This is a genomic window from Candidatus Pelagibacter sp. FZCC0015, assembly GCF_007833635.1.
Classification (GTDB): Bacteria; Pseudomonadota; Alphaproteobacteria; order Pelagibacterales; family Pelagibacteraceae; genus Pelagibacter.
On record NZ_CP031125.1, the window covers coordinates 74,662 to 92,244 of the forward strand.

At 30.4% G+C, this 17,583-nt stretch carries 20 protein-coding genes; 6 read left to right on the forward strand and 14 right to left on the reverse strand.

Translation table 11 applies throughout. From position 1 onward, the window contains the following. Positions 1 to 16: 16 nt before the first annotated feature. The 7 genes from DT059_RS00430 to DT059_RS00460 form a co-directional block, all read right to left on the reverse strand. Positions 17 to 760 (reverse strand): SDR family oxidoreductase, encoded by a 744-nt coding sequence (locus tag DT059_RS00430; RefSeq protein ID WP_145595831.1) that lies wholly within the window; start codon positions 758 to 760, stop codon positions 17 to 19. Continuing rightward, positions 757 to 1,626, reverse strand: coding sequence for an NAD(P)-dependent oxidoreductase (locus DT059_RS00435; RefSeq protein ID WP_145595833.1), 870 nt, complete (start codon positions 1,624 to 1,626; stop codon positions 757 to 759). The genes DT059_RS00430 and DT059_RS00435 overlap by 4 nt, the downstream gene beginning before the upstream one ends. Beyond that, a complete protein-coding gene (locus tag DT059_RS00440; RefSeq protein WP_023854093.1) occupies positions 1,623 to 2,939 on the reverse strand; it encodes a TRAP transporter large permease in 1,317 nt (438 codons plus the stop codon). The genes DT059_RS00435 and DT059_RS00440 overlap by 4 nt, the downstream gene beginning before the upstream one ends. A gap of 1 nt (position 2,940) precedes the next feature. After that, positions 2,941 to 3,510 (reverse strand): TRAP transporter small permease subunit, encoded by a 570-nt coding sequence (locus DT059_RS00445; RefSeq protein WP_072090374.1) that lies wholly within the window; start codon positions 3,508 to 3,510, stop codon positions 2,941 to 2,943. A 56-nt stretch (positions 3,511 to 3,566) separates the two neighbouring features. Beyond that, positions 3,567 to 4,583, reverse strand: a complete 1,017-nt coding sequence (gene dctP, locus DT059_RS00450; RefSeq protein WP_145595835.1) for a TRAP transporter substrate-binding protein DctP — start codon at positions 4,581 to 4,583, stop codon at positions 3,567 to 3,569. Between the two features lie 124 nt (positions 4,584 to 4,707). Then, complete coding sequence (locus DT059_RS00455; RefSeq protein ID WP_145595837.1) at positions 4,708 to 5,676, reverse strand: 2-hydroxyacid dehydrogenase; 969 nt, start codon at positions 5,674 to 5,676, stop codon at positions 4,708 to 4,710. Position 5,677: 1 nt separating this feature from the next. Continuing rightward, a complete protein-coding gene (locus tag DT059_RS00460; protein ID WP_145595839.1) occupies positions 5,678 to 7,462 on the reverse strand; it encodes an IlvD/Edd family dehydratase in 1,785 nt (594 codons plus the stop codon). A gap of 46 nt (positions 7,463 to 7,508) precedes the next feature. Between DT059_RS00460 and DT059_RS00465 the strand changes: the two genes are divergently transcribed. The 3 genes from DT059_RS00465 to DT059_RS00475 are packed head-to-tail and all read left to right on the forward strand — an operon-like array spanning position 7,509 to position 10,765. After that, complete coding sequence (locus tag DT059_RS00465; protein WP_145595841.1) at positions 7,509 to 9,014, forward strand: UxaA family hydrolase; 1,506 nt, start codon at positions 7,509 to 7,511, stop codon at positions 9,012 to 9,014. A gap of 12 nt (positions 9,015 to 9,026) precedes the next feature. Further along, complete coding sequence (locus DT059_RS00470) at positions 9,027 to 9,893, forward strand: DMT family transporter (protein ID WP_145595842.1); 867 nt, start codon at positions 9,027 to 9,029, stop codon at positions 9,891 to 9,893. Between the two features lie 14 nt (positions 9,894 to 9,907). Then, positions 9,908 to 10,765: an NAD(P)-dependent oxidoreductase gene (locus tag DT059_RS00475; protein WP_145595844.1), complete on the forward strand. Its 858-nt coding sequence runs from the start codon at positions 9,908 to 9,910 to the stop codon at positions 10,763 to 10,765. A gap of 289 nt (positions 10,766 to 11,054) precedes the next feature. Here the strand turns inward: DT059_RS00475 and DT059_RS00480 are convergent, their stop codons facing one another. After that, positions 11,055 to 11,582, reverse strand: a complete 528-nt coding sequence (locus DT059_RS00480; RefSeq protein WP_145595846.1) for a hypothetical protein — start codon at positions 11,580 to 11,582, stop codon at positions 11,055 to 11,057. Between the two features lie 13 nt (positions 11,583 to 11,595). Beyond that, on the reverse strand, positions 11,596 to 12,063 hold the full coding sequence (locus DT059_RS00485; RefSeq protein ID WP_145595848.1) for a cytochrome c: 468 nt from the start codon (positions 12,061 to 12,063) through the stop codon (positions 11,596 to 11,598). Here DT059_RS00485 and DT059_RS00490 point away from each other — a divergent pair. Beyond that, entirely contained in the window at positions 12,058 to 12,585 is a 528-nt protein-coding gene (locus DT059_RS00490; protein WP_145595849.1) for a cytochrome b, read from the forward strand. The two genes, DT059_RS00485 and DT059_RS00490, sit on opposite strands and share 6 nt — an antisense overlap. 16 nt (positions 12,586 to 12,601) lie before the next feature. Next, positions 12,602 to 13,918 carry an MATE family efflux transporter gene (locus DT059_RS00495; protein ID WP_145595851.1) on the forward strand — a complete coding sequence of 439 codons (1,317 nt, stop codon included), beginning with the start codon at positions 12,602 to 12,604 and terminating at the stop codon, positions 13,916 to 13,918. Here DT059_RS00495 and DT059_RS00500 read toward each other — a convergent pair. Together DT059_RS00500 and DT059_RS00505 are read right to left on the reverse strand one after the other, a co-directional pair. Next, entirely contained in the window at positions 13,905 to 14,345 is a 441-nt protein-coding gene (locus tag DT059_RS00500; protein ID WP_145595855.1) for a DUF4396 domain-containing protein, read from the reverse strand. The genes DT059_RS00495 and DT059_RS00500 overlap by 14 nt on opposite strands. Further along, a complete protein-coding gene (locus DT059_RS00505) occupies positions 14,345 to 14,779 on the reverse strand; it encodes a c-type cytochrome (RefSeq protein ID WP_145595857.1) in 435 nt (144 codons plus the stop codon). The genes DT059_RS00500 and DT059_RS00505 overlap by 1 nt, the downstream gene beginning before the upstream one ends. A 55-nt stretch (positions 14,780 to 14,834) precedes the next feature. Between DT059_RS00505 and DT059_RS00510 the strand changes: the two genes are divergently transcribed. Then, entirely contained in the window at positions 14,835 to 15,518 is a 684-nt protein-coding gene (locus DT059_RS00510) for an MBL fold metallo-hydrolase (protein ID WP_145595858.1), read from the forward strand. Here the strand turns inward: DT059_RS00510 and DT059_RS00515 are convergent. Genes DT059_RS00515 through DT059_RS00525 form a run of 3 tightly spaced genes read right to left on the reverse strand, consistent with a single transcriptional unit; the run spans position 15,511 to position 17,582 of the window. Beyond that, positions 15,511 to 15,828 carry an AzlD domain-containing protein gene (locus DT059_RS00515; RefSeq protein ID WP_145595860.1) on the reverse strand — a complete coding sequence of 106 codons (318 nt, stop codon included), beginning with the start codon at positions 15,826 to 15,828 and terminating at the stop codon, positions 15,511 to 15,513. The genes DT059_RS00510 and DT059_RS00515 overlap by 8 nt on opposite strands. Then, the gene (locus DT059_RS00520; protein ID WP_145595862.1) at positions 15,825 to 16,511 is read right to left on the reverse strand and encodes an AzlC family ABC transporter permease; all 687 of its coding nucleotides are present in this window, start codon (positions 16,509 to 16,511) and stop codon (positions 15,825 to 15,827) included. Before DT059_RS00520 ends, DT059_RS00515 begins: the two co-directional genes overlap by 4 nt. Before the next feature lie 12 nt (positions 16,512 to 16,523). Continuing rightward, positions 16,524 to 17,582: an ABC transporter ATP-binding protein gene (locus tag DT059_RS00525; protein WP_145595864.1), complete on the reverse strand. Its 1,059-nt coding sequence runs from the start codon at positions 17,580 to 17,582 to the stop codon at positions 16,524 to 16,526. Position 17,583 lies beyond the last annotated feature (1 nt).

Genomic DNA, 17,583 nt, shown 5'->3' on the forward strand with positions numbered 1-17,583 from the left:
TCCTTTTGTTATTTAATTATATTGAAATTCCACCATCAACATGAATTGTACTTCCTGTTGTAAATGTTGCATCATCGCTAGCTAAATAAACAGCCACAGCTGCTATTTCTTCTGCTGTACCTAATCTTCCCATAGGTTGTCTTGCTATAAAATCTTTTTTTGCTTGAACAGGATCTGGGCTTTGATTTACCCTATCTTGCCAAGAAGGTGAATAAACTGTGCCTGGCGCAATTGAATTACATCTAATATTTTGTTTAACGAAATCTGCTGCAATCGCCTTTGTTAAACCAATCACCGCACCCTTTGTTGTTCCGTAAACAAATCTATTTGGAAAACCTTTAAAGCTAGATGCACATGAAGATATATTAATAATACTTCCACCATTTTGTTTGATCATTAAAGGTAAAATAGCTTTGCACATAAAGTACATCGACTTAACATTTACATTAGAAGAAAAATCCCAATCTTTTTCATCACATTCCAATATTGTTCCATGATGAACAAATCCAACGGCATTAAATAAAACATCTACTCTATCTAAAGTTTTAGTAAATTCTAAAATTGCATTGTTGTCTGTTGAGTCTAGCTTTTGCACTTTAATCTCAGGATATTCTTTATTTAAATCAGCTAAAGTTTTATCATTTAAATCAGTAGCAGTTACATGAGCACCTTCTTTGTGAAAAGCTATTGCTGTTGCTTTTCCAATCCCTTGGCCTGCTGCTGTTACGAGAATTTTTTTACCTTCTAATCTTCCACTCATTTTTTATTCATCCTTTCGATTTCATTGTAAAGTGAACTATGATCTGTATTTCCATGACCATTATCGACCAAGGTTTTATACATTTCTTTCACTAAATTTGAAATAGGTAAATGTGTATTATATGAATTTGCACACTCCAAAATGTTATTCATGTCTTTTAAATGAGTAGATGTTTTACCTTTTGGGGTAAAATCTTTATCTATCATTCTTTTTCCATGAGTTTGTAAAATTTTACTATCTGCCCAACCTCCAGAAAGAGCTTTAATTAATTTTACTGGGTCAGCTCCTGCTTTTTCACATAAAGTTATTGCCTCCGCAACAGCTCCTATTGTAACTCCTACCACAATTTGATTTGCTAACTTTGAAACTTGTCCACTTCCAATTGGTCCAACTAAAGTTGGATTTCCCATCGCTTTTAAAATATTTATAGAGTTATCAAAAACACTTTGCTCTCCTCCAACCATTATAGCTAATGAAGCTTCCTCAGCTCCAATTGTTCCTCCTGAAACTGGTGCATCTAAATAATTTATATTTTTTGATTTTAGACTATTTCCATATTTTGTTGCTGTCGTTGGTTTAACCGAACTCATATCAATAACAGTTGATCCAGATTTTAAATTTTCTAATAAATCTGAATTATTCATTATCTCATCAACAGCGCTATCATCTGTTAACATTGTAATAATAAAGTCATTATCTTTAACAACTTCACCTAAAGTTTTTGATATTTCAGCCCCAAATTCCCTCAAAGGCTCTGCTTTACTAATTGAACGATTAAATGCTTTTAATTTAAAACCAGATTTTAATAAATTTTTAGCCATTGGAAGACCCATAAGGCCTGTTCCAATAAAGCTTATTTTCATCATGGTTTTGGTTTAAATTCGTGGAAGTTTTGTGTCATCGCTTCTGGAAAGAACATAACACATGCTAATACAATTAACTGGATAACTATAAATGGAGCAAAACCTCTAAATATATCTGTTAATGAAATGTGAGGAGGTGCAACAGATTTTAAATAAAAAGCGGCGGGTCCAAATGGTGGACTTAAAAATGAAACTTGCATGTTTACACAAAATAATATTCCAAACCAAATTGGATCAAATCCTAGAGCAATCACTATTGGTAAAAATACAGGCATTGCTAATAATACAATTCCAACCCAATCCATAAATGCTCCCATAATTAAAAACATAATCTGCATCATGAAGATTAAATACATCGGTTTTAAATCATAAGCTAAAATAGTTTCTGCTACATATTTAGGACCTCCAGCAAGAGAATAAGCTCCTGCTAAAACTGTAGCACCAAAAGTAATAGTTAAAATAGTTCCTGATGCTTTAAAAGTTCTTGTTAATGCATCTTTAAATAAAAACCACGTAAGTTCTTTTCTTGCAAAAATAATAATTAATGTGGCAACTACTCCCATGCCAGCTGCTTCGGTAATTCCTGTCATTCCAGAATAAATTGAACCTAATACAATGATTACTATACCAATTGGTGGTAAAAGACCTGGGAGGTATGACATTTTTTCTTTTAAAGTTAAAGCAGGCTCATCACTTAAAGGTGCTAAATGTGGTTGTAATCTTGTTCTAATTAAAATGTATGTAATAATTAAACCTGAAATCATTAAACCAGGAACAATGGCTTCTTGAAACAACATAGTGATAGAAGTCTCTGTTGTTAATCCATAAATAATTAAAACAATTGAAGGTGGTATCATTGTTCCTAAAGATCCAGATGCACAGATGATACCAATCGACATATCCTGATCGTATTTTAATCTCAACATTTGAGGCAGTGCAATCAAGCCTAATAAAACTATTTCTCCACCAATAATTCCGCTCATCGCCGCCATGATTGTTGCCATAATGGCAGTAACGACACCTACTCCACCCCTAGTTTTTCTTAACCACGCATTTAAAGCGTCATAAAGATCTCTTGCGATGTTTGAACGTTCAAGCAAGGAGGCCATAAATATAAATAATGGAACAGATAAAAAAGAATAAGTAACAACAAGAGAATAATATCTTGAAAGTAATATGCCTAATGCATGTTCACCTATGTATAAAAATACTAATACTGCACCCATAAAACCAGATGCAAAACCCATAGGAACACCAATAGATATAAGTAATAACAATCCTACTATAAGTATTATCGAAAGTGATCCTATATCCATATTATTTTAATTCTTTAGATGGATCGTATTGTTTTTCTTTTGGATTTCTCCAATCAATAATTAAATTGTTTACAGATTGAACAGCAATAAGAAAAACACATAGAAGTGTTAGTGGCTTCATAGTAGCAGGAATTGGTGGATCCCAATAAGTTGCAAACCTTTCCCAATTTATAAATGATCTGTATGCATCTTCCATACCTCCATAAATTACAGCTGCTGCGAAAAGAACAATAATTAAAGTACTAATTAGGTCAAAAATTCTCTGTGTCGGTCTACTAACCCAATCATATAATAATACTATTCTAATATGGCTTCTTAATCTTGTTGCATATATTCCACCAACTAAATAACAAACTCCCGCAAGCCATAAGCACAGTTCGTTTGCCCACAAAGTTGGTTTAAACAATACATATCTCATAAAAATTTCGTACATCATCACAATTACAATTACAGGAATTAAATATTTTATTGTGTGACTTAGAAATAAGGAAACTCTATCTATCCAATTTATTGGAAAATCATCTTTACTCGCGACTTTTTCATTTTGTTCTTGTAATTCTTTATCGATCATTGCGTAAAAATTTAGGTAATTCGAAGGGCCTTTGCAGGCCCTCCAAAATTTTTTTATTACATGATACCGTTAGCTTTCATATAAGCTTTATGTATCTCAATAAGTGCCGCAGCTTCTGGAGATTTAGTCTTCCATTCTTCCCAAGCAGCTAAAGCAGCTTGTCTGAATTTAAGTCTATCTTCTCTAGACCAGTCGTGAAGAGTAACACCCATTTCATTTAAAGCTTTAACAGCTTCAGCGTTTTTTCTTTCAACTAAGCTAGTGATAGTTCTTCCAGCAATTTCTATTGCAGCTTTCATAGCACCTTGCTCATGTTTCTTTAACTTCTTCCATACTTTAGTATTACAAGCTAAATGGTCAGCCGGCATAGAATGAAAACCTGGGTATGTAGCATACTTATTGTTTTCATAGTGTCCACCTGCATAATTTGTAGCTAATGATGAATAGTCAGCACCATCGATTAGACCAGTTTGTAATGCAGTTGGAACTTCACCAAAGTCCATTACGATTGGCTTAGCACCTAATGCTGTAAAGATCATACTTTCCATTCCTGGAGGTGATCTAAATTTGAAGTCTTTCAATGAAGCAACATCTGGGATTGGTCTGCTAGATATTAAAGACTCATGTCCTGGTATCCACCAACCAATTAATGTCATTCCATATTTGTTATAAAGTGCATCAACAGCTTCTTGAGCTCCTGGGAAATTCAAGAATTCATATTGTTGATATGGATTATCGTATCCACCCATTACATCACCTGCAAATTGGAACGCTGCATTTTTACCAGTTTGGTAACCAGCACCAGTCATATCACAATCGATAATTCCAGTTTGTGCAGAGTTAAACACCTCAGCAGATTTACCTGTTACTGATGATGAGTAGAACATTTCTACTTTTAAGCTTCCGCCAGAAAACTTCTCTACGTTTTTAGCGAATTGAGCAGCAACTTCACCATTTGGTGAACTAGCTGTAAAGTGTGTTTCAATCTTTAAAGTCTTTGCATTTGCAGAGCCGAATAAAGCAACTGAAACAATAGCTACAGCTGCTATAGTTTTAGATATAAGTTTAAACATTATCTTCCTCTCGTTTATGTTTTTTCGAAAGTTAATCATAAAAGATTTTTGAGATCAATAATTTCGTTTAACTTTTATATATAGAAATTATATATATTTATTGAACAGACAACTTATAGTTGTTCTAAACTACTTCTGAAATAAGAGGTTTTTTATTGAAAAAACAGTAGATATTGTCGACAGCCATCATGCTCATAGCTAGTCTGGTTTCATGTGTTGCGCTCCCAATGTGCGGTAAAACAAAACAGTTGTCTAGTTTTAAATATCTTTTATCTAAATTTGGTTCGTTGTTGAACACATCTAAACCTGCTGCATAAATTTTTTTGTTTTCTAATGCATTTATCAAAGCATCATCATCAATGGTTGATCCTCTTGAAGTGTTTATAACTACCGCATGTTTTGGTAACAAGCTTATTGTTGAAGAATTAAGAATATGTTTAGTTTCAGCAGTTGCTGGAGTGTGTATACTTACAAAATCACACTCTGGTAGCATAGTTTTAATGTCAGAAAAATACTTTGCACCATCCTCAAGATCATCAGGGAGTTTATTTCTGTTGTAATAAATTATCTTCATTCCAAAAGCTTTAGCACATTTTGCAGCCATTCTTCCGATACGACCCATACCAATGATGCCTAAAGTTTTTCCTGTAACAGAATTTCCAATCATAAATTTAGTTAAATCCGGTTTTTGATTTTTCCAATCATCTGTTCTAACTAGATTATAAGCTTCACCAATTCTTCTAGATGCAGCTAAAATCAAAAGTATAGTGGTTTCAGCTACCGACTCATTTAACACATTAGGAGTATTTGTTACTTTAATTTTTTTTTCTTCAGCTGATTTTATTGAAATATTATCATAACCAACCCCAACTTGAGCTATAATTTTTAATTTCCCATTTAAATTATTAAAAAAATTTTCACTAATTTTGTCAAAACCTGTTGAAATCATTCCATCATAATTATTAACCAATTTTATTAATTCGCTTTCTGGAATGGGTTCATCTTTTGGATTAAGGGTTACCTCAAATTCTTTTTGAAGTTTTTCCTCTGCTAAATCAGATATTTTTCTAGAAACTAATATTTTTGGCTTCATATTAGTGAGAGTCTCTTGGTAAACCTTTGGTATGTGATACGTCTAAATATTTACCTCGAGAATTAATACATGCACCATCATCCAATTGACCAACTGTATTTCTAAATATTTCCTGCCAAGGAGTTTGGTTATTTGGTTTAAATACTTTTTTATTTTTTCTTCTTTTTTTAAATTCAGCTTGAGAAATTAATAAATCAACTCTTCTCTTATTTAAGTCTATTTTTATTTTATCGTAAGTTTTAACAATTCCTAGATCTCCACCTACTGCTGATTCTGGTGAAACATGTAATATTGATGGACTTTCTGATGTTCCACTTTGTCTTCCATCTCCAAGAGTTGGCAAATGTCTTATTCCTTTTTTTAATAATCTATCTGGTGGTTGCATATTAACTACTTCAGCAGATCCGGGATAACCAACAGGTCCGCAACCTCTAATAATCAATAGAGAGTTTTCATCTATTTTTAATTTCTTATCATTAAGCCTTTTATGATAATCCTCAGGACCGTCAAAAACTATAGCTTTACATTCAAAAACATTTGGGTGTTTAGGATTTGATAAATATTGATCTTTAAATTCTTTACTAATTACTGATGTTTTCATAATAGCTGATGAAAAAAAATTACTTTTCATAACTAAAAAACCAGCTTTTTCAGTCAATGCATTCTTAAATGATTTAATTACTTTGCTGTCTACATCAACTTTCTTTCTCAAGTTTTCACCTACAGTTTTTCCTGTAACTGTCTTTATGTTTGTATGAATTTTTTTGTTTTTAATTAATTCTTTCATAACTGCAGGTATTGCTCCAGCTCTGTGAAAACTTTCCATTAAGTATTCTCCTGCAGGTTGGCAATTCACCAATAAAGGAATGTTGTGCCCAAGTTTTTGCCAATCAGAAAGATCAAATTTAATTCCCATATGTTTTGCAATAGCACTTAGATGAGCTGTGCAGTTACTCGATCCGCCAATGGCACTTGCAACTACGACTGCGTTTTCAAAAGCTTTACGTGTCATAATTTTTGATGGGGTTAAATTTTCATGAACCATTCCAACAATTCTTTTTCCTGTTTCATAAGAAATTTGTTCTCTTTCTCTGTAAGGAGCTGGAATAACTGCACCTCCTGGTAAAGACATTCCTAATGCTTCAGCAACAGAGTTCATTGAAGAAGCTGTTCCCATTGTATTACAATGTCCAGCACTTGGTGCGGAAGATGCAACCATGTCCATAAATTCTTCGTATTTAATTTCTCCTTTGGCCAACATTTTTCTTGCTTCCCAAACTACCATTCCTGAACCAGCTAATTTTCCTTTGTAAACTCCGTCTAACATTGGACCACCTGATAAAACTATTGCAGGAATGTTTACAGTTGCAGCTGCCATCAAAGCTGCTGGAGTAGTTTTATCACATCCTGTTGTAAGGATAACTCCGTCAATTGGGTACCCATATAAAACTTCCACTAGTGACAAATAAGAAAGGTTTCTATCCAACATTGCTGTTGGTCGTTTTCCTGTTTCTTGAATTGGGTGAGTAGGAAATTCCATTGGTATACCGCCTGCTCTTCTAATTCCATCTTTAATTCTTTTGCTTAAAGAAATGAAATGCCTGTTACATGGAGAAAGATCACTGCCAGATTGTGCTATTCCTATAATCGGATTACCAGATTGTAATTCTTTTCTTGTAAGACCATAATTTAAATATCTTTCCAGATATAAAGCAGTCATGTCAGGGTTTTTAGGATTATTGAACCATTGTTGACTTCTGAAACTCTTTTTTCTTTTTTTAGGCATAATTTAAATAATGGTTTGTTTAGATTTATAGTTATATAATAATTTTATGAATAATCTAATAGTTTTAAATAAGAATGACAATGTGGGCGTAAGCCAATTTATTATTCCTGAAAAAACTAAAATTGAAGGTCATGAAATTAGTACTATCGATCCAATACCTTTTGGGCACAAAGTTTGTTTAAAAACAATTAAAAAAGGTGATCCAATCATTAAATATGATCAAATTATTGGGTTTGCATTAGATGATATTAAACCTGGACAACATGTACATTCGCATAATTTAGAATTTAGAGAATTCAAAAGAGATTTTAAAGTTACAGATAAAAAACACATTGTTGATGAGAAAGCAGACACCTTCTTTAATGGAATTTTAAGAGATAATGGACAGGTTGCTACTAGAAATTATATTGGAATTGTAAGCACTGTAAATTGCTCAGCAACTGTAACTAAAATGATCGTTGAGAGGATTAAATATTCTGACATTTTAAAAGATTATCCAAACATTGATGGCATAGTACCTATAACTCACTCTACAGGATGTGGAATGAACACTGAAAGTGAAGGGATGCAAATTTTCCAAAGAACTATAGATGGATTTAAAAATCATCCTAATTTTTCACATGTTTTTGTTATAGGTTTAGGATGCGAATGTGCTCAAATAAGTTTATTTGATGAATCTCTAAAGAAACATAACCGAATTCATTTTCTAACCATACAAGACGAAGGTGGAACAAAAAAAATAGTAGATAAAGTATTATCTCAAATTAAAAATTTACTTTCTGAAGCTAATAATATTCAAAGAACTGCACAACCCGTAAGTCATCTAACTTTAGCTCTTCAATGCGGTGGTTCAGATGGTTATTCAGGAATAACTGCAAATCCTGCATTAGGAGTTGCGGCAGATCTCTTGGTTAAAAAAGGTGGAAGTTCAATTTTATCTGAAACTCCAGAGATTTATGGAGCTGAACATTTGTTAATTAATAGAGCAAGCTCACAAGAAACTGCTGATAAACTAATTAAAAGAATTGAATGGTGGAAACATTATACTTCAATCAACAATAGTTCCATGGACAACAACCCTGCGCCAGGAAATAAAAAAGGTGGTCTCACAACTATTTTAGAGAAATCATTAGGAGCTGTTGCAAAAGGAGGAAACTCTATCCTTCAAGATGTATTGCATTATGCTGAACCTTTAAAAAATAAAGGTTTTAATTTTATGGACTCTCCTGGGTATGATCCTGTGTCTGTAACTGGTCAAGTTGCATCAGGTGCTAATGTTATTTGTTTTACAACAGGACGTGGATCCTGCTTTGGTTGCAAACCAGTTCCAAGTTTAAAACTTTCAACAAACTCAGCGATGTTTGAAAGAATGTCAGAAGATATGGATATTAATTGTGGTACAATTGCTGAAGGAAAAGAAAAAGTTGAAGAAGTTGGTCAAAAAATATTTGAATTAGTTGTAAATACTGCTTCAGGGAATAAATCAAAAAGTGAAATCAATGGCTACGGTGACGAGGAGTTTAATCCTTGGCAAGTTGGCGTTGTAATGTAATTTATTTTTCCTGTGCCTCAACAAACATCATTAATTAACGTAATTTTATTAGCCGCTGGTGGTTTTTTTATGTTTGTTTGTATGGACTCTACAGCAAAATATCTTGGAACAGTAATGCCGGTTACTCAAGCAATTTGGGGGAGGTTTTTTTTTCACTTAGTATCTTTAATTATATTTTTTTTAATTTTTAAGCCAAAAGTAAATTTAAAAAAAAATTTTAAAGTCCAAATAATTAGATCAATATTAATGGTCACTGCCACCACGTTTATGTTTTATTCTTTACAAAAATTTGACCTGGTAGATATTTATGTTGTTTTCTTCACAGCGCCTTTAATCGTCTCATTACTTTCAGCATACTTTCTAAAAGATATCTTAAGTCCAAAGGGTATACTTTTAATGCTGCTAAGTTTTGGTTCAATTGTTTATTCGTTAGGTCCAAGTATGAGAATATTTAGTTTAGAATTAATATTTCCAATTGTACCTCCAATTTGTTGGGCTCTTTACCAATTTTTTACTAAAGTTATATCAGGTGATAATGACCCATTTGCTGCTATTTTTTATACTTCGATTTTAGGCGCAATAATTTTTAGTATTTTTATATTTTTTAACTGGGTACCATTAGAGAAGAATATCTTTTGGCTTTATTTAGTAATTCTTGGTGTGGCAGGTTTTGTAAGTCATTCTTTAATTATTTATGCGATTCAACTTTCTAATTTGTCATTTGTAACTAATTTTCAATACTCACAATTAGTTTGGTCTACAATTATTAATTTCTTAATTTTTGGTGTACCGTTTGATTATAATAAAATTGTTGGGGTGATAGGTATTATTGTTTTTGGTATAATGTTCATAAGAACAGAAGGTAAAAAGAAAAGTTAAATAGTGAGGTTTAGGTGAAAAATATAGGTTTTATTGGTGTTGGATATATGGGCTATGGAATAGCTAAAAATATTTTAAAACACAAAAATAAGCTTTTTGTCATTGCTAATAAAAATAGAAAACCAATTGAGAAAATTGTTAGCGAGGGAGCTGAAGAAGTAAAATCTTTTGAAGAATTTTCTAATAAAAATTTAGATGCAATGTTTATGTGTGTTACTAACACTCCCATAGCAAAATCAATATCAGAAAAAATTTCTAATGTTTTAAATAGCAAAACTCTTATTATTGATATTACTACTCATAACAAAACTGGCTCAATGGAAACAGAAGAAATATTTAATGCAAAAAAAATAAATTATGTTGAGTGTCCTGTAATGGGAGGTCCAGTTCAAGCAGAGGAAGGTATTTTAGGAGGAATTGTTGGAGCTTCAGACGAAAATTTTAAAATTGCTGAGCCATACTTAAATTTTTTCTGTAAAGAATATTTTCACTTTGGACCTGTTGGCATGGGTGCAAAATCAAAGCTGTTAAATAATTTTTTATCCCTTGGAAATGCTGCCTTAGTTAATCATTTAGCTAAAAGTGCCAAAGAAATGGGTTTGGATTTAAAAAAAGTATTTGATGTTGCAAAACTTGGTTCTGGAAATTCTGCAGCTTTAAATCGAGTTTTTGACAATCTATTAAAAGGAGATTTTACTGGTTTTAAATTCACAGCTAGTAATTCTGTAAAAGATTTAACTTATATTCAAGATTTATTAAAAGATTTTCCAGAAGCCGAAAAAGTTGCTGAAGTAAATAAAAATTATTTTCAAAAAGCTGTTGATGATGGTTATGGTGAAAATTTTATTAGTGAATTGATAAATAAAAAATAATTTTAGGAAGTTATTTAAGTTACCGGGAATCTACTAAAGCACTAGGTTGTATTCAATAAATATATTTGCATAAAATGAAAATAAATTTATTGAAATTGTATTTAATATAATTACCTTTTTTATAGAAGGAGGTTTATGTTAATACTTTCACCGCCTGATACTTAGCTGAACAATTTTAAATATCAAAAAACTTAAAAAACATAATAAATCCACTTGGATTTAAATGCCAAAGAGGCGAAATAAGGGAGCTCTTTAGGTATCATCTTAAAGAGCGAACCCTTAAAAATAATTAATTTACAGATTTTAATATTTCTAGTGGAAGTGGAGCTTCTGGGTATTTTTTTTGACACAACTTTTCGTAGTTTTCACAAAAACTCATGATGGTTTTTTGAACCTCTTTTTTATTTTTATTTAAAAGATCAAGCTCTTTAATTAATTCACTACAATTTTTTTCAAGTTCTTTTATTTGTTCTCCTGAAAAAAATTCTCCAGTTTCTATTTCCCAATATGTGTCTTCAAGCTCATCATCATTTAAACTGTTCAATTTTTTTTGTAATAATTTTATAGTCTCATCCTCGGTTTCCTTGTCTCTCATAGGAGAATTCTTAAGTTTTCCAAGGCATTTATCTCTTAATCCATCAATGAAATGAAAATATGGTTTACCTTCTGAAAAATCTCTAAAGTGATTTGTGTTAAAATACCTATCTATAGCGGATTCTGTTGAAATTTTTTCTTTACCCTTGATTATTGCGATTTGAACGTAAACTTCTTGGCTAATATATTCTTCGATATGATCTTTAACTTTTTGAGGTATCATTCTTGCTTAGTTACTAATGCTCTTCTCTGTACCTACTATGACAAGCTTTACAATTACTCCACATAAATTTAGTTAATGTACCTCGAATATCATCTGCATCTTCGATTACTGATACAAGTTTTGTCATATCATCAGAGGCTTTTTGCATTAATGCATTGAAGTCATCTTTTTCATCCCAAATTGTAAGTAAAGCTTCAGTATCAAAACCCTCTTGTGTATTTTCAGGAAATAGATCTATTAAAACTTTATAATTTTCACTCATTTCTATCATAAGTTTTTTTGCTTTTTCAAAATCTCCTTTTGAAGAGAGCGCTTGAACCCTTTTAGCTGTACTATAGTTTTTACTAAACAATGCTTGTCGACTTTTAATAATTTCTTCAACTGTTAACTCGGCATTACTAGATGAGACGAAAAATACGCTTAAAATTGAGAATAAAATTATTTTAATATATTTTTTTATATGATTAAATAAATTATGCATGTAACGAATACCATAACAGAGTATGGCATTATCTCAAAGGTGTTACATTGGCTCAGCGCAATTATTCTTTTTATACAAATACCTTTAGGATTTTATCTAGTTGATTTGGATTTTGGTGAACAACGAATAACCATTGAAGATATACATGTTGCACTAGGTTTAACTGTTTTTTACATAATAATAATAAGATTAATAAATAATATACTTAATCCAACTCCAAAATTAGATCCAAGTATTTTTAAGGGACAAAGGTTTCTAGCAAAGATGAACCATATTCTTTTATATATTGCTATTTTATCGATAACAATTTCAGGAATATTAAAAAAACTTTTTAACGGTGAACCTTTAGTAATTATTTTTAAAGAAATTATAATAAAAGAAAATTTTGAGCTTGCTGATCAATTTTACGATATTCATATTTTGTCAAACTATTTTCTTATAGGTCTAGTTGCTTTACATATAAGTGCTGTTATAATTCATAAATTATTCTTTAAAGAAAATTTGTTAAAAAGAATATTATAAAAATTTACCGACACTTATGGAAAAATCTTCTATTGGATATATTTTAAAATTATCCGTTCCGATCTTTTTTGCTAATTTAGCTATTCCACTAGTTGCTATTATTGATACTTCATTAATGGGTAATTTGGGTGATGTTTCTTATTTATCGGCGACTTCTGTAGCAGCAAATTTATTTTCGATGATTTTTTGGAGTTTTGGTTTTTTAAGAATGGGAACAGTTGGTATGGTTTCACAAGCACATGGAGCTGGAAATTATAACGAGATAATTAATATAATTTTAAGAAATTTGTTATTTGTATTAATTTTATCTATTATTTTATTTATTGCTCAAAACTTAATCTTAAAGCTAAGTCTTCAGGTTTTTGAGCTAAATGATCAAACTACTGATTTTTATAAAGATTACTTTAAAATTAGAATTTATTCTGCACCTGGTGAACTTTCTCTTTATATTATTACAGGTCTCTTTGTTGGACTGCAAAAAACCAAAATTTCAAGCATAGCAGTTGGTTTTTTTTCAATATTAAACATAATTTTAAGTATAATTTTTGTAACCCAATATAATCTAAACATTAAAGGTGTTGCTTACGGAACACTTTTTTCTGGAATAATTACTTCTATAATATTTTTAAGTTATACTTTCATTTACTTAAATAATTTTTTAAAAATTAGTTTAAAAATAGATGAAATTATTAATCTTAATAAATTAAAATATATATTTAATATAAATTTTAACATTTTTATCCGAACTATTTTACTTACTTTTTCTTTTTTATGGTTCACATATCTTGGTTCAAAAATTGGAGAAGAATATATTGCCGCTAATGCAATATTAATTAATCTTGTTTTTTTATCTGCATTTATTTTAGATGCATATGCATTTTCAACAGAAGGAATTATTGGCTATTCTCTGGGTAAGAAAGACAAAGATTTATTCAGTTCAATAGTTAAAAATTCATTTATTTTGAGTTCTATTACAGGATTAGTAATTTCTATTGTTTATTATTTTATTCACAAGAATGTGATCTATATGATGTCTGATATTGATTTAGTAAGATCATTAAGTTTAGATTATTCAATTTGGATGATCATTTTGCCTTTTTTTGCATCTTTTTGTTATCAATTTGATGGTATTTTTATTGGGGCTTCTCAAACAAAAGAAATTAGGAATGCTATGTTTTTTTCTGTTTCTTTATATCTGGTAATTTCTTTAATTCTTACAAATTACATTTCAAATAATGGAATTTGGATATCTCTCACAGTTTTTATGATTTTACGAGCCCTATCTTTATTTTACTATTTGAAAAGAATTTATTTAAGATTTAATGACAGCTAATACCATATTTCTTTAATCTCCAATAATTATATGGCCAAGGAGTTAAAAAACCAACAAGAAGCATTATCGGAACTACCCACCAAGTTAACATGGCTCCACCTGTTAAAAGATAATCAGTTAAATTCATTGCAGCTTCCATGCTTACCATAGAAATAAAGCTCATCCCAAAAGCAGTTTTTAATGCATTTTTAAAAGTAAAGTTTTGTTTAAGTAATATAATTGTCTCTAAAATTATACTAGTAATTAGTCCATTTATAATTGCTAAAGTCATGATTGCAATAACTGGCCATGGGATACCAGTAATTTGAAAATATAAAATTGTACCAAAGTCACCAATAGCACAACCCAATAAACACCATGCTGTATTCTTAGCGCTTCTCCTCCAAGTATGCTTACATGACCAATTCAAAGTTGCGACTGCACTCATTAATTGCTCATATTAATTTGAATCTCATACAGATCAAGTGGCCAGTATGATTTAATATAAGCTAAAATATTGTCTATATCTTTATCAGACAATTTTTCTCCAAAACCCATCATTTTTCCCTCATAATTTTTAACCAATTTAGCTAATCCGTATTTGATTATTGCATGTAAAGTTTTATCATCATGATGCCAAGTATGACCTGTGCCGTTTAAGGGGGGAGCTTTTCTATGTCCATCTTCATCTACACCCTTCCAGTTTTCAGCACCAGCTAAATTAATCATATGACAAGAAACACAATTTCTTTCATATGCAATTTTTCCTCTTTCAATCATAAGTTTAGAATCAGTTGTTATGGGAAAATGATTGTGAGCACTTACTGTATTTGAAAAACTGAATGTAAAGAAAACAATAACAAATGAAATGTGTTTGAACATAAAGATTATATGGATATTTGATTTATTATAACAAGTACATGTGTTATTTTAAGTCATGATATTTAAGCAAGTTTTTGATACGAAATCGTCAACGTACACTTACATAATTGCATCAGGTAAAGGTCGAGAGGCTGTAATAATTGATCCAGTAATAGAAAATGTTGAAAGCTACATTAAGTTACTAAACGAATTAAATTTAAAATTAGTTAAAGTAATAGATACACATATACATGCTGACCATGTAACAGGTGCAAGTAAACTCAAGCAAGAAACTAATTGCTCTACAATTATGGGGGAACATACACCTGCTGATGCTGTAGAAATTAAAGTAAAAGATGATGAAATAATAAAAATTGACCAAATAAAAATCAAAGCAATGTATACACCTGGTCATACTTCTGACAGTTATAGTTTTTTAATGGATAACCATTTGTTTTCAGGAGATACTCTTTTGATCAATGGCACAGGTAGAACTGATTTTCAAAATGGTAGTTCAAAAGATGCGTATAATTCAATTTTTAATAAATTGTTAAAATTACCTGAGGATACCATTTTGTATCCTGGTCATGATTATAATGGCAAGGTATCTAGTACAATTGGTAATGAAAAAAAATTTAATCCAAGATTGCAGGTTAAAGATGTTGATGAGTATGTAGAGCTTATGTCAAATCTTAATTTAGCTAAACCAGAATTAATAGATATTAATGTAAGTAGAAATATTAAGTTAGGTGCTAATTAAAGATAACAAAAATTAAAAACCAATAAGAAACTAATCCAGCTGAAATTGTTGCAATAATATTTTTTGAAAAATAACCTACAATTACAGCAACTAATGCTCCAAAAATTTTAGGATCATTCATTTCTATAAAAGTTCCAAAATCATTTATAAAGATCCCTGGGAATATTATTGCTGGGAATACTGCAGAAGGAACATATTCCAACACTGCTTTAATTTTATCTCCCAACATATCTCTACTTATTAAAGCGATCATAGTCATTCTAGTGAGGTAAGTTAATATTCCAGCAAAAATAATTGTAGTTAGTGTCATTTTTTTAACCTCAATAATAGTGCAGCTACAAATAAAGCAATTACTGGAGAAATAATTATGTAAGATTTAAATGGAGCGTCAAAAAATAACAGTGAACTCAAACCACAGGTAATCATAACAATAACATGATCTAATTTTTTTAAATCCTGAACAACAATTGCTATAAATGTTAGAGGAATTGCAAATTTTAATCCAAGTTCCTCTGGAACAAACGATCCTAAAACAATACCTGATAAAGTTGCAATTTGCCAACAAACCCACATTGTGCAGCCAGTACCAATTAAATGATAATGTAAAAATTCTTCACTTCTATTTTTTTTGAAAAACTTATTAGACTCTGCAAAGCCTTGATCTACAACTACATATGAAATTAACAATTTTTTAATAAAAGATAATTTTTCTAAATATTCAGATAAAACAGCTCCATATAATAAATGTCTGGAATTTATAATTCCAACAGAAGCAACTGCAACTAAACTAGATGCGCCTCCTGATAACAACTGTAAAAATACTATTTGTGAAGCTCCTCCAAAAATTATGAAGGACATTGCGTAGACCAAATATGGGTGAAATCCAAGTTCAACACCTATTGCTCCACAAATTATTCCAAATGGAATTACAGAAAGCATATGTGGAGAAATATCCAACATCCCTCGAGTAAATAATTGTTTTTTGGTATGCATTTGCTTGTTTTATTAAAAACAAACTATGTGATCAATATTAATCGGTCTCTTAATTCCAAACTTTTCATCAGCTTCATGTTGATGTTCGTGATGAGAATGAACAAAAACTGGTATTAATAAATTGCTATTAGTTTTTAAAGTATAAATAAAGTTTGTACCTCTAAATTTCCGATCCACTACCTCTAGCTTCAAATTGCTTTTGTCATCATGCTCAAGATCCTCTGGCTGTAATAAAAGTTGTACATTAGAACCTTTTGGATAATGTTTAGTGAAGTTACCTTTAATTGTTCCTAAATCATCATTTTCCAATGTGTTTTCGTCAGTAACTTTTGCAGGAATTAAAATGCCTCTATTTAAGAAATTAACAACATCCACAGAATTTGGGAAATGATAAACATTATATGGATCATCAAATTGTTTGAGTTCACCATCTAAAATAATTCCACATTTACTTCCTAAATAAAAAGCTTCATAAGAGTCATGTGTAACAATTATTGTTGTAATTTTTAAATCTTTTAAGATTTGTTTTAATTTAACTTGTATTTCTTCTTTAAAACTCTGATCAATATTTGATAATGGTTCATCCAAAAGTAATAGATCAGGATTTGACATTAAAGATCTTGCTAAAGATGCTCTTTGTGCTTCTCCAGAACTTATTTCATGAGGAAATTTATCTAGAATATTTTCTAGATGAAGAAATTTCACTATATCTTTAAGGTTCAATCCTTTCTTTTTTTTTCTATTTCTTTCAGCTCCAAAGTTAATATTTTCTAAAACATTGTAATGTGGAAAAAGTGAATTATCTTGAAATGCTAATGATATATTTCTATCTTCTGGTTCAACGTGATTTTCTTTAGAAGAAATTGTTTTATTTTTTAAAATAATTTTTCCTGAATGTATCTTTTCTAATCCAGCTATTGTTCTTAAAATTGTAGTTTTTCCAATACCAGATGGTCCTAGAAGACATACAATATCACCTTCATTTTCTATATTAAAAGAAACATTATTCACTTTATTTTTTGAACTTGCTGCAAAAGTAACGTTTTCAATTTCTAAAAAATTATTTTTCATA